Genomic DNA, 12,496 nt, shown 5'->3' with positions numbered 1-12,496 from the left:
AGCGAGGCAGCACGTCCCACGTCCGTGCGATATGAGGCTTGCCGTTAAGTGGAGCGGCAGGACGTCCACCTGCCGCTCCCGCCAGGGTCGTCAGGCCGCCGCGTCGAGATCGACCTTCATCTCCCGAGCCCAGAACCTGAGGTCACGACAGGTCGTGACGAACGCCTTGACGTCCTTGCTCTTGCTTAGGGCTACGAAGCCATCGTCAAGCTCCGGCACCCGAGAAGCGTCGAACAACGTGGCGGCTGCATCGGTGTAGCCGATGAACTTGCAGTGGCCGAACGCGTCCGCCACGAAGTCCTTGGAGGCCGCATCCTTGGCGAGCAGCGCAGCCCCTTCCTCGGACGGAAGCACCGCGACGGCATCGAAAAGGACCGAAGGTCCGCCGTCGATCTTCTGCTTGGCCGCGACCTTGGTGCCGTCGTCGAGCGTGACCCCGCCGATCTTCGGCGCGACCACCTCCCAGACCGCGCCTTCGGCTTCCAGCGCCTTGGTCAGCGCATTGAACAGCTCGGCGCTCGACCCATCGGTCAGCAGCAGGCCCATCTTTCGCCCGGCGAAATTCGCCGGGCCGTTGGCGACGATCGAGAGCGCCGACGATGTCGGCAGGTCTAGCGTCGGCTTGGCCGCCTTGGCGGCGTCCGGCAGGTCGAGGCCGAGCCCGTCCGCGACGGTAGCGGCGAGATCCTCGTCGATGTTGCGCAGGTGGCTGACCGCCCGGGCCCGGATGTCGACACGATCTACCTTCGACAGCTCGAACACCAGCGCGTCGCCGATGTGCTTCTGCTCGATCGGCTGCTGGCTGAGATAGAACTGCCGTGCCTGGCTGTAATGATCGGCAAAGGTTTCGGACCGAATCCGCTGCTTGGTCCCCTGAACCTCGGCGGGGAAGCTGGTGAAGCCGATCTCCGGGTTCTCGCGCGGACCGCCTTCCGCGCCCCAGCTGTTCGGCTCATAGTTCACGCGCCCCTTCGGATTGCGCATCGCCATGTGGCCGTCCTGCTGGAAGTTCATCACCGGACAGCGCGGGGCATTGATCGGCAGGTGGGTGAAGTTCGGGCTGCCGAGCCGCTTCAGCTGGGTATCGAGATAGGAGAAGTTGCGGCCGTGCAGCAGCGGGTCGTCACTGAAGTCGATGCCCGGCACGATGTTCTGCGTGCAATAAGCGACCTGCTCGGTTTCGGCGAAGAAGTTGTCGACGTTGCGATTGAGCGTGAGCGTACCGACGATGCGGACCGGCACGTCCTCCTCGGGGATGAGCTTGGTCGAGTCGAGATGGTCGAAGGGAAGCTTGTCGGCGGTTTCCTGATCGAACAGCTGGACGCCGAGGTCCCATTGCGGGAAGTCACCGCTCTCGATCGCCTCCCAAAGATCGCGGCGATGATAGTCGGGATCGGCGCCGCTGATCTTGACCGCCTCGTTCCACAGCACCGACTGGAGCCCCTGGCGCGGCTTCCAGTGGAACTTGACGAAGGTCGCCCTGCCTTCCGCGTTCACCAGGCGGAAGCTGTGGACGCCGAAGCCCTCCATCGTGCGGAAGGAGCGGGGGATCGTGCGATCGGACATGATCCACATGATCATGTGCCAGGTTTCCGGGGTGAGGCTGGCGAAATCCCAGAAATTGTCGTGTGCGGTTTGCGCTTGGGGGAACGCCCGGTCGGGCTCCTGCTTGGCCGCATGGACCAGATCGGGGAACTTGATGGCATCCTGGATGAAGAACACCGGGATGTTGTTGCCGACGATGTCCCAGTTGCCCTGCTTCGTGTACATCTTGACGGCGAAGCCGCGCACGTCGCGCGCCAGATCGCGCGAGCCCTTGTTGCCCGCTACCGTTGAGAAGCGGACGAACACCTCGGTCTGCTGCCCGACCGTGCTCAGCACGTCGGCGCGGGTGTAGTCGGCCAGACTGTCGGTCAGTTCGAACACGCCGTGCGCGCCATAGCCGCGTGCGTGGACGACGCGCTCCGGGATGCGCTCGTGATCGAAATGGAAGATCTTTTCGCGGAGGATGAAGTCTTCGAGCAGCGTGGGGCCCCGCAGACCCGCCTTTAGACTGTTCTGGGCATCCGCGATCGGGATGCCCTGCTGCGTGGTCATGGTAAGTGCCGCGTCCGAGGTCGTCTGGCGGGTTTCGCCGCCATGGCCCTGCTGTTCGGCATAGTTCGTCGGCTGGTCGGCACCCGCCGGCAGCGGCGGTGCCTTCTTAGCCGTCTCGCCCTTGAGTTTCACCGCGTCGCTTTTGATGCTCTTGCGTGCCATGGACGTAATCCTCCGATCATGCCCTTAATGCCACCAGCGCCACGGCGGTGCGAGGCATAAATCTTTGTAGCGACTGGGAACCGACCCGGAGGAGCGAAATCAAGTTATGTCAGTCGAGCATGGTCGCCGGTTCGAACGACAGGCGCGGGCTCGGCAACGTAAGTGTTCATGGCTGCGCAGAACCCGACTGCGGCTTCCTTGGTCCTGGATCACAGCCAGGGAAAGCCGATATGGACCGGTTGAGGATGTCTTAACGCCTTGCCGTTAGCCGAGCATGATGTACTCCCAGGTCGTACAGGTTTTCGACTGCGTCCGGCACGACCACGATCCGTGGTTGGTGCTGCTCGCGGGCCTGGTTTGCCTCTGCGGTATCTATGCGTCCTTTGCCCTGGCCGACCATGCCGTACGCTCAGGGCGGAAGACGCGCAGCCTGTGGGAACCTGTCACCATCGCGTCGGCCGGCTGCACGGCCTGGGCGACCCACTTCATTATCTTGCTGGCTTTCAAGCCGGGCATGCCGTCTGCGTTCAACCCGCTGGCCGTACGGCCGTTTTACGGCCGCTCGTTGATGTAAACGAATCAAATAGACGGGGACCCATGCCGCGGCTCAAGGCGTTGAGCGTCATAGACATGGCCCTGACGACAGGGACATCCACTCAGATGAGGAAACGACATGCGCGCACTATGCTGGCACGGTAAAGGCGATGTCCGTGTCGACACCGTCGCGGATCCCGAGATCAAGCACCCGCGCGATGCGATCATCAAAGTAACCGCCTGCGCGATCTGCGGGTCGGACCTTCACCTGCTGGATGGCTACCAGCCCACCATGGAGGCCGGCGACATCCTCGGCCACGAGAACATGGGCGAGGTCGTGGCGCTCGGGTCCGAGGTCACCAACCTCAAGATCGGGGACCGGGTAGTGGTGCCGTTCACCATCAGCTGTGGCGAGTGCTGGTTCTGCAAGAAGGGTCTGTTTGCGGCCTGTGATCAAACCAATCCGAACGCCGAAATGGCCGCCAAAGCGATGGGCCATTCGCCCGCCGGGCTGTTCGGCTTCAGCCACATGCTGGGCGGCTACTGCGGCGGCCAGGCTGAGTATCTTCGCGTGCCGATGGCGGATGTCGGTCCGATCAAGATACCCGACAACGTTACCGATGAGCAGGCCCTCTTCCTATCGGATATCTTCCCGACCGGCTACATGGCCGCCGAGAATGCGCAGATCGAGCATGGCGACACCGTCGCGATCTGGGGCTGCGGTCCGGTCGGCCAGTTCGCCATCCGCTCCGCGCTGATGATGGGCGCCGGCCGCGTGATCGCGATCGACGAGGTGCCCGAGCGACTCGCCATGGCGGAGGCCGGTGGCGCTGAGACAATTAACTTCGCCGAAACCGATGTCTATGACGAGCTGCAGGCGCGAACCAAGGGCCGGGGCCCCGACAGCTGCATCGATGCTGTCGGCTGCGAGGCGGCCGCGCACGGGGCGGCGGACGCGGTCATGGACAAGGTGAAGGCAAGCATGATGCTCGCCACTGATCGCGTCCACGTCCTGCGGCAGGCGATCATGAGCTGCCGCAAGGGCGGCACGGTCTCCGTGCCCGGCGTCTACGTCGGGATGGGTGACAAGCTTCCGATCGGTGCAGCGATGAACAAAGGACTAACGATCAAGCTTGGGCAGACCCACGTGCAACGTTACACCAAGCCGCTACTGGATAAGATCGTCGCGGGCGAGATCGATCCCAGCTTTGTGATCACGCATCCGGCCAGTCTTGAGGACGCGCCCGAGATGTACGCGAAGTTCCGTGACAAGCAGGAAGGTGTAATCAAGGTTGTCATGCGGCCGCACGGCTGATTAGCGGAACAACCGGGAACAGGACGCTCATCGATGCCGATCGCCGCCGCCGCTGTGGATTATGTTCAGCGGCGGTGTCGATCAGCTTGCAACCAAGTATGTCGGCAGATCTAGGTGTCAGTCAGGCTGCAACGGATGATTCTTACGGAGAGGCAACGAGCCATAGCCGCAGCGCTTCTTCCTCCATCGGACGGGCAAAATAGTAACCCTGCGCCTCCTCACATTCCAACTCGGCCAGGATCGCCGCGGCTGCGGCGGTCTCGACGCCCTCGGCAACGACCCGGTAGCCGAGATCGTGCGACAGCGTGATCATCGATCGGACAAGCGCCTGTCCACGCTCGTCATCGGCCAGATCTCGAAACGAACGACTGATCGATCGGGCTGGTGCCCACCATCGCGGTCGCGCCGATCGGACATACCGCGACGTTCCTGACCGTGGTGTCCATGGCGGCGCTCGGGCTCGGGGTCGATATCCGCACCGTCGCCAAGGCTGGCGGACGGGTCACGCTGGCGGTGGTGCTGTCGCTCCTCTGCTTGGGCGGAATCAGCCTGATGCTGATTTGCATGTTGAAGCTGTCGTGAGGGGCGGCGCGAAGGGCGTGAAGTTTGGCTTTTCCAGTTTGGCCGCTTACACCTCACCCGATCAACACCTTCTCTCTCGAAGGTGGTGGTGGGACACCCTTGAGGCACTTGCACGCTGCCAAGGTCGTCTGTGAAAAGGGGACGCCGGCGTATTTCGGCAATTGGTACCGCTCCGTCGCCTGTGTTTCGTGGCGGGGCGGTATCCGAACTCATCGGCTGCGTAACAACATACAACCGATCAGCCCGCCGCATCGCTGGTCGGATCCTCGCGTCCGGCATGCGATCGACCGAAGCACCAGATCGCCCCGTATCCGATCATCAACCCGATCAGGACCAACAGCGGGGTGGCGGCTTCAGCGATCGAAGCACCCATCTGGTTGAAGCGAATGAACAGGTGCATGGCGGCCGTAGCCGGCGAGAACCAGGCGATCGCCGCTAGCCAGCCCGGCATCTCATCGAGCGGCCATGCGAAGCCGGCCAGGAAGACGAGCGGCACCGAGGTCGGCATCAGGAGCTTCAACGTATCGTCGCCGCTGCGGAACAGGCTTCCCGCGACGAGGCCGAGAGCGGCTACCGTGGCCGCGAACACAGGAAGGGCGAGCAGCAGGCCGGGCACATTGCCGGTGCGTGGCACGTCCTGCACCCAGAACGCGAACCCGAACACGAACAGGCCGGCAAAGATGCCGATCAGTGTCATCGCTATCCAGGTGCCGAGGGCAGTTGCCCGGTCGCGCTGCCAATCACCACGCCGACGTCGTTCAGCGATCAGCCGCGCCGACGCGAAGGGCAACGTTTGCTGAAGTATGATGTTGGCGATCGCCGGGAACACGTAGTCGCGATAACCACCGGTGGTGTTGAACAGCGGCTGCATGACGATTGTCGCGCCGGACCCACTGCGATGAGCGATGAGGGCCCCAGTCACTTCAACCGCCTGCTCTCTCACGACATCGCCTAGCGCGCGGGCGATCCCTTCAGCACGCACGAAGTACGCCCCGTTGACGATCAAGGCCGCCCCCGCCCCGGGCCGCCCCTTCAGTGCCGCTCCGCCGAGACCTTTCGACAGGTAGAGAATGCCGTAGGCACGCCGTTGGCGCACTTCTTCACGCGCCGCCATGATGTCGGGTGTCAATCGGCGTCCAAAAAGGACCCCCTATCGGCGTGCAAAAGGGACCCCCTTCGTCGAGCAGCGTGACGGGTATGACGGGCGCTTTGTTCGCGCTGGTTGCGGCGTAGGGCGGGCGTAGCCCGACCGGAGGCGCAACCAGCGCGAAGCGTTCTCTGCCGGTGGTCCTGGGCGTCAACTGCGGTGCTTGAAGCGCCAGCTGTCATTGCCCGTTTCGACGATGTCGCAATGGTGGGTAATGCGGTCGAGCAGCGCGGTGGTCATCTTGGGGTCGCCAAAGACGGTCGGCCACTCGCCAAAGGCGAGGTTCGTGGTCACGATGACCGAGGTCTGCTCGTAGAGCTTGCTGACGAGGTGGAAGAGCAGTTGGCCGCCCGAGCGGGCGAACGGCAGGTAGCCAAGCTCGTCGAGCACCACCAGATCGAGCCGGGAGAGCTGGGCTGCCAGCGTGCCGGCCTTGCCAAGACGCGTTTCCTCCTCAAGCCGGTTCACCAGGTCCACCGTGTTGAAGTAGCGCCCCCGGGCGCCGGCCCGTACCACATTGGTGGTGATGGCGGTGGCGAGGTGCGTCTTGCCTGTGCCCGTCCCACCGACAAGCACGACGTTGCGCCGGCCCGGAAGAAACGAGCCGCTGTATAGCGAGCGCACCAGTCCCTCGTTGATGGGGGTGTCATCGAAGACGAAGGCGTCGAGGTCCTTCACCGCGGGCAACCTGGCGGCCGACATCCGGTAACGGACCGACGCTGCATGGCGGTGCGTCGCCTCGGCACGCAGCAGGTCGGTCAGGACCTCCATGGTCGTGCGCTTGCGCTGGAGACCGGTGGTGACCGCCTCGTCGAAGGCGCCAGCCATGCCCTTCAGCCCCAACTCGGTCATGGCCGTCATCATCTCATGCCGCTGCATGGAGACCTCGCAGGCTGTCATAGCGGTTGCAGTCGGCGCGGGGCGGATGGCGCAGCGCCAGGTCCTCGGGGGTGACAATGGTTAGCGGTCGTGGCGGTTCTCGCCTGCGGGCCAGGATGTTGACGATGACGTCGTCGCTGGCGGTGCCGGCCAGCAATGCTTCGCGCACGGCCGCTTCCACCGCCTCGAGCCCGTCATCGAGCACTGTCGCCAGCACCCGCACGAACCGCCGGTCGGCGTCGTCGCCGGCGCCGAGCTTGCGCCGCAGCCGTGACAGCGCAGGCGGCAACTCCCAGCCCTGGAACGGTGCGCCGTTGCGCAGGGCGCCCGGCTTGGTCGCCAACACCGGCAGATAATGCCACGGGTCGTAGATGGTCCGGTCCCGGCCAAAGAACCGGGGATGGTCGGCGACGACTTCACCGTCGCAGCGCACGACGATGCGGTCGGCATAGGCGCGGACCTGAACGGCACGTCGCACCACCCTGGCAGAAACGGAGTAGCGGTTGCGGTCGAAGCTGATGAGGCAAGTGCCGCTTACCGCATGCTCGCTCTCGTGGAAGCCGTCGAAGGGCGCGACAACAGGCTGGAGCACCGCCCGTTCGGCTGCCCATGCCTGGGCGACCGTCAGTTCCTTCCGCTCGGGATGCCGGTGCATGTCGGCCCAGCGCCGACACTCGGCCTCCAGCCAACCGTTCAGCTCCTCGAGGCTGGTAAATCGCAGGCGTGGCTGGAAGAAGCGGCCGCGCGCGGTCTGTACCTGGTTCTCGACCTGACCCTTCTCCCAGCCCGACGCCGGTGAGCAGGCGGTCGGCTCGACCATGTAATGGTTGGCCATGACCAGGAAGCGCCGGTTGAAGACCCGCTCCTTGCCCGTGAACACGCTCGTCACCGCCGTCTTCATGTTGTCGTAGATGCCGCGCGTCGGCACGCCTCCGAAGAAGGCGGCGTGAACACGCTCTACATCACGCCAGGCTCGCCATGGGAGAACGGCTACAACGAGAGCTTCAATGGCTCGCTGCGTGACGAGCTGCTTAACGGAGAGATCTTCTACAGCCTCGCCGAGGCCAGAGTGCTGATCGAGGCGTGGCGGCGCCACTACAACACCATCCGGCCACATAGCAGCCTGGGCTATCGCCCACCCGCACCAGAAGCGGCGACGCCGCCATTGCCGGCCTCCGGTTCCGCTTCGCTCCACCTGCGCCCGGCAATGGCGGCGGAGACGACAATGCACTAACTATCTACCCGGACCACCCGGTGGGGGCTGCTCACGAAGGCTATTGCGACGCACTCTCAAATCACCTATTGCGTTGGTGAGAGAGATTCGCAAAAGGGTCAACGGTGAGAAATCTTGGTATTGGAACTGCACTCGGCTTCGGGCTGCTCACCGTCCCGGCAATGGCTCAAGACCAGTTCCTGCCGGGCCCCGGCAGCACCTCGCAAACGATCATCGTGACCGGCGTCCGCGACGGCTATCAGATCGATGCGACCAGCACCGCCACGCGCACACCGACCGAGCTCAACGATGTCCCCCAAGCGGTATCGATCATCACGGAAACGCAGATCGACGACCAGGCGATGCGCTCTATTGCCGATGTACTACGCTATGTCCCCGGCGCCGTAATCTCTCAAGGTGAGGGACACCGCGATCAGATCATCCTGCGCGGGAACAGCAGCACCGCGGACTTCTTCGTCGATGGCTTGCGTGACGACGTGCAATATTATCGCGGCCTCTACAATGCAGAGAGGATCGAGGTTTTGAAAGGTCCCAACGCGATGATCTTCGGGCGCGGCGGCGGCGGGGGCGTGATCAACCGCGTCACCAAGCGCCCTGTCGCCAACGCCTTCATCAGCGGCAGCGGTTCGGCGGACACATATGGCGCATGGTATGTCGACGCCGACATCAGTCAGCCACTCAGCGAGTCCGTCTCCACCCGGATGAACGCCGTTTACGAGGAGTTCCGAAACAATCGCGACTTCTATGACGGGCGCCGGGTTGCGATCAACCCGACCGTCGCGCTCTCGCTCGGCGGTGCGACTCGGATCGATCTGGGCTTCGAATATAACAGCGACAAGCGAACGATCGACCGAGGCGTCCCCTCGGCCGTCCAGGGCTCGCTCACGAGCCCATCACGTCCGCTTACCGGCGTCCGCGACACCTTCTTCGGTGTGCCGGGGTTCAACGTCAGCGATTTCGAGGCCAAGGTCCTAAATGGCCGCGTTGAGCACCGCTTCAGCGACAATCTGACCCTGACCAGCCGGATCCTGTACGGTGATTATGACAAGCTCTATCGGAACGCCTTTGCGGTAACCCCGGTCACGCCGCGCGGCGGCGTCCGCAGCGTCGGCCTCGAAGCGTATAGCGATCCCACGACGCGCACGAACCTGCTCAACCAGAACGACCTTGTGTGGACCGTCACCACCGGCCCCGTTCGCCACGTGCTGCTCGCCGGCTTCGAAGTTAGCGACCAGCGCACGCGCAACCAGCGGATCAACGGCTTTTTCGGGGGTGGCGATATCGTCAATGGGGGGCGGCGCGTCTTTGTCGGGTTGGCCGACCCGATCACGGTGCCGCCGGTTACGCTGCGCACCGCCGCCAACACCGGCTACCGGTCGGTCCGCACGAACGCCGACGTCACTGCCTTCTACGTGCAGGACCAGATCTCGATCGGCGACCATGTCGATGTCATCGGCGGCGTTCGCCGCGACCGCTTCACGCTCAACGTCGACGACCTGGTTGCCGCACAGAGCTATAGCCGCACGGACACCCTGTGGTCTCCCCGAGTGGGCGTGGTGCTCAAGCCGGTGCAACCTGTCTCGATATACGCCAGCTATAGCCGGTCCTTCCTGCCGCAGTCGGGGGATCAATTCTCATCACTCGATATCACTAGCGCCGCGCTGGAACCGGAAAGGTTCGACAACTACGAGCTTGGCCTCAAGTGGGATATCCTGCCCACGCTGAACCTGACGGCCGCCATCTACCAGCTCGACCGCACCAACACCCGCGCGGCCGACCCCAACGACGCCGCGCGGACGGTGCTGACGGGTGCTCAGCGCAGTAAGGGGTTCGAACTCGGCCTTAGCGGTGCGATCACAGCACAGTGGCAGATCAGCGCGGGCTATGCGCTGCAGGACGCGACAATTCGCAAAACGACGAGTGTCGCCCCGGCCGGGCGCGAGGTTCCGCTGGTTCCCAAACAGCAGGCTTCGCTGTGGACCCGCTACGACCTCACCCCTCGCCTTGGGGCCGGGGTCGGGGTCTATCACCAGTCGAAGAGCTTCACCTCCATCAGCAATACCGCCATCCTACCCGCCTTCACGCGCGTCGATGCCGCAGCATTCTTCAAGCTCACCCCCCAGATCGAGGCGCAAATCAACGTCGAGAATCTGCTTAACAGCGATTATTTCTCGTCCGCCTACAACGACAACAACATCATGCCCGGCGCGCCGACGACGGTGCGCGCGACGGTTAGAATGAGGTTATAACGGCCAACTTGGTCGGTTGCGAGCATATGAACCTTGCAAAAGTCGGTGAGACGCCGCTGGCCGGTTTAGAAACCAGTCTTCGCCGATGGATCACAGGACTGGCGCATGAACTCCAGGGCATCACCGACGCGGCGCACCGCGTCGTTGTCCCCGACGAATATATCGAGACCCTCGTAGGGCTGCGCGCCCCCTTTGATCTCCACCGACGCCTGGGGCGCGTTGGCCGAGTAAAGCGGTCGGATCGCAACCACCTGATCGAGTTTCACGCTGAGGGCGCTTTTGTCGGCGAGCGTGAGCGTAACGAGGCAACCACCTTTCACTCCTACGCTCGTGATCCTGCTGCTCCGCACGAAACCCGGCCAAGGCTTTGCGACGGCTGTGCCGCGGGTCAGCATGTCCTGGATGAATTTCGAAGCACCCGCCACGGTTCGTGGCGCGGCAGGCACCGCTTGCTGAGCCGCCACGGGCGCGGCGCTGCCGAGCGAAAGTGCGCAGATCAATAGGTGAGGACGAAGGAGCATCAGTGAACTGTAGCCGACCCTAGTCTTGCGTGGCGATAGGGAAAGGCGGTGCGGGCGCCCGATGCCGGGCAGGAAACAACGGCACGCCACCCCTGTGATGGCCGTAGCCGTAATCACCTACGTCGAGCTGAAGAAGGCAATTCGCATAGCTCTCCGTTCCAGGCTGGAAGCCATAACTCGCACACGCCGCCCGATGGCGAGCGGCCATTTCTCGCGGACTGACACAGCCAGAAAGCACGAGCGACGTCGAGATGGCGAGAAGCTTGAAAGCGTCACGCACCATTGTCCTGGTCCAAACACGGGCGGAACCCAAAGGGAAGAGCGCCGCCCTAGGCGCAGAATGAACCAGTCCGCAACAAAAGCCAAATGCCATTGTGGCCGGGACTCGCGATGGGAAAGCGGTCGACAACAACGTCACATTAACCTTCTTCCTTCACGGTGGAAGCCGGACCAACCCCGACGCGAGCATAGATGTCGCTTTTCCTCGATCAGACGTTTGCGAGCACCGGGTTAGCTGCGATCCTATTCGGCATCGTCGGCCTCGGCTGCGTGGTGAGCTGGCCGCTCCTACCCTCGCGCCGGGGAGCGCTCATGGTGCAAGGCACCGGCGCGTGCGCCTTCGCGCTGCACTTCGCGCTGATCGGCGCGCCTACCGCTTCGGCCGCATGCGTTCTTTCCCTGATGCAGCTCACCGTCGCGCTGGTGGTTCGTGACCGGGTTGCCAAGCTCGCGCTCGACGGCGCGACGTTGCTCGCGCTGCTATTGCTTACCGTGGCGACCTGGCATGGGCTCCTATCCGGCCTTGCCGCTTGCGGCGGGGCTGCTTCCTTCATGGCACGGACCCAGCGATCAACGACGCGGATGAAGATGGTCTTTCTCGTGGCCGCCCCCTTCTGGCTGGCCCACAATCTTCTCATTGGCGCACCGTTCGCCTTGGCCGTTGATCTTGTATCTGTCGCAGGCAATCTGCTTGGGCTTTTTGCCTTTTGGAAGCGGAAACAGCGTGGAGCGGACGGGCCACGCAGCCTAAGCTGTCCGACGCAGCTTTCCCCACGTCACGCTTTCCGCTCTGGTCACCTATCCCTCGGCAAACTCGCGATTCCAAAGCGCGCGCGCGCGTTACAGGGAGCCCAAGTCTTCACATGACACAGGCGATATACGCGCCCCCACTCCCGCCGGCGCGTTCGATAGCTCAAGTAGGCGGAAAGCGGAGTTGGAGCGAGCCACGCCCGGCGAACCTTGCCGACGCTAAAGCTTTGGTACGCTTGAAGATCGCCCTCGCTCGCGAAGCGGAACATATGATCTTCGATGTCCGAGATCGAGGGGAACTCCTGCGCCGCACAACTGTGGAGCTGAGCGCCGCCGTAGCCGGCGAACGAGGCATCTTCGTCCTGCAACGCATAGGCGACCTCGTCGGCTACATAGATGTGCGGAGCGTGTGCATCGAAGGCGCTGCCGAATTTGCCTCGTTTAATCTGGCTATCCGGACACGGTGGCAGGGACGTGGGCTCGGAACAAGTCTGGTGAAATCCGCCGAGGAATGGGTACGTCGCCGCAGGATACCTTTCCTGATCTTCCACGTTGCTGTTCGCAACGACCGGGCGTTCGCACTCTACCAACGGCTTGGCTATACCGTGTGCGGAGATGTGGTGGCGGCCAACAAAGAATCGGGCGCTACACGTAGCGGCGTGTGCTCGCAAACAGCCTGATTTCCTGCTCACGCTTTCTGCCACTGGCGGGGAGCGTCCTGCTCGAATTATCTGCCAGTGTGCTCGC

The 12,496-nt window shown here is 63.5% G+C and carries 11 protein-coding genes and 2 pseudogenes; 7 read left to right on the top strand and 6 right to left on the bottom strand.

Features of this window, described 5'->3' with window-relative positions; all coding sequences use genetic code 11:
• Positions 1-90: 90 nt before the first annotated feature.
• Positions 91-2,259 (bottom strand): catalase, encoded by a 2,169-nt coding sequence (locus BMX36_RS20425; RefSeq protein ID WP_007406883.1) that lies wholly within the window; start codon positions 2,257-2,259, stop codon positions 91-93.
• A gap of 277 nt (positions 2,260-2,536) precedes the next feature.
• Between BMX36_RS20425 and BMX36_RS20420 the strand changes: the two genes are divergently transcribed.
• Together BMX36_RS20420 and BMX36_RS20415 are read left to right on the top strand one after the other, a co-directional pair.
• The gene (locus BMX36_RS20420; RefSeq protein WP_050794228.1) at positions 2,537-2,833 is read left to right on the top strand and encodes a hypothetical protein; all 297 of its coding nucleotides are present in this window, start codon (positions 2,537-2,539) and stop codon (positions 2,831-2,833) included.
• Positions 2,834-2,932: 99 nt separating this feature from the next.
• Positions 2,933-4,108 (top strand): zinc-dependent alcohol dehydrogenase, encoded by a 1,176-nt coding sequence (locus tag BMX36_RS20415; RefSeq protein ID WP_007406891.1) that lies wholly within the window; start codon positions 2,933-2,935, stop codon positions 4,106-4,108.
• Positions 4,109-4,250: 142 nt separating this feature from the next.
• Here BMX36_RS20415 and BMX36_RS21490 read toward each other — a convergent pair whose 3' ends face one another.
• Positions 4,251-4,460: an EAL domain-containing protein gene (locus tag BMX36_RS21490; protein ID WP_206378459.1), complete on the bottom strand. Its 210-nt coding sequence runs from the start codon at positions 4,458-4,460 to the stop codon at positions 4,251-4,253.
• Between the two features lie 32 nt (positions 4,461-4,492).
• Here BMX36_RS21490 and BMX36_RS21485 point away from each other — a divergent pair, with 32 nt between their 5' ends.
• The gene (locus tag BMX36_RS21485; protein ID WP_007406878.1) at positions 4,493-4,690 is read left to right on the top strand and encodes a hypothetical protein; all 198 of its coding nucleotides are present in this window, start codon (positions 4,493-4,495) and stop codon (positions 4,688-4,690) included.
• 238 nt (positions 4,691-4,928) lie between these two features.
• Here the strand turns inward: BMX36_RS21485 and BMX36_RS20405 are convergent, their stop codons facing one another.
• The 3 genes and pseudogenes from BMX36_RS20405 to BMX36_RS20395 all read right to left on the bottom strand — a co-directional run.
• The gene (locus BMX36_RS20405; RefSeq protein WP_066779012.1) at positions 4,929-5,804 is read right to left on the bottom strand and encodes an ABC transporter permease; all 876 of its coding nucleotides are present in this window, start codon (positions 5,802-5,804) and stop codon (positions 4,929-4,931) included.
• 183 nt (positions 5,805-5,987) lie between these two features.
• Positions 5,988-6,716 carry an IS21-like element helper ATPase IstB gene (gene istB / locus BMX36_RS20400; RefSeq protein WP_017977237.1) on the bottom strand — a complete coding sequence of 243 codons (729 nt, stop codon included), beginning with the start codon at positions 6,714-6,716 and terminating at the stop codon, positions 5,988-5,990.
• Positions 6,703-7,659 (bottom strand): annotated as a pseudogene (locus BMX36_RS20395) (IS21 family transposase); the annotation flags it as partial. The gene istB and the pseudogene BMX36_RS20395, both read right to left, overlap by 14 nt.
• Between BMX36_RS20395 and BMX36_RS20390 the strand changes: the two are divergent.
• Both BMX36_RS20390 and BMX36_RS20385 read left to right on the top strand, forming a co-directional pair.
• Positions 7,660-7,950 (top strand): annotated as a pseudogene (locus BMX36_RS20390) (transposase); the annotation flags it as partial.
• A gap of 104 nt (positions 7,951-8,054) precedes the next feature.
• Positions 8,055-10,199, top strand: coding sequence for a TonB-dependent receptor (locus BMX36_RS20385; protein ID WP_037569529.1), 2,145 nt, complete (start codon positions 8,055-8,057; stop codon positions 10,197-10,199).
• A gap of 65 nt (positions 10,200-10,264) precedes the next feature.
• Here BMX36_RS20385 and BMX36_RS20380 read toward each other — a convergent pair whose 3' ends face one another.
• Positions 10,265-10,720 carry a hypothetical protein gene (locus BMX36_RS20380; RefSeq protein WP_037569531.1) on the bottom strand — a complete coding sequence of 152 codons (456 nt, stop codon included), beginning with the start codon at positions 10,718-10,720 and terminating at the stop codon, positions 10,265-10,267.
• Positions 10,721-11,191: 471 nt separating this feature from the next.
• Here BMX36_RS20380 and BMX36_RS20375 point away from each other — a divergent pair, with 471 nt between their 5' ends.
• Positions 11,192-11,866, top strand: a complete 675-nt coding sequence (locus BMX36_RS20375) for a YgjV family protein (protein ID WP_082731248.1) — start codon at positions 11,192-11,194, stop codon at positions 11,864-11,866.
• Positions 11,863-12,429, top strand: a complete 567-nt coding sequence (locus tag BMX36_RS20370) for a GNAT family N-acetyltransferase (protein ID WP_082731249.1) — start codon at positions 11,863-11,865, stop codon at positions 12,427-12,429. Before BMX36_RS20375 ends, BMX36_RS20370 begins: the two co-directional genes overlap by 4 nt.
• Positions 12,430-12,496 lie beyond the last annotated feature (67 nt).

Source organism: Sphingomonas sp. OV641 (assembly GCF_900109205.1).
In the GTDB taxonomy this organism is placed as follows: Bacteria; Pseudomonadota; Alphaproteobacteria; order Sphingomonadales; family Sphingomonadaceae; genus Sphingomonas.
This window is presented reverse-complemented; position numbering and strand designations above follow the sequence as displayed.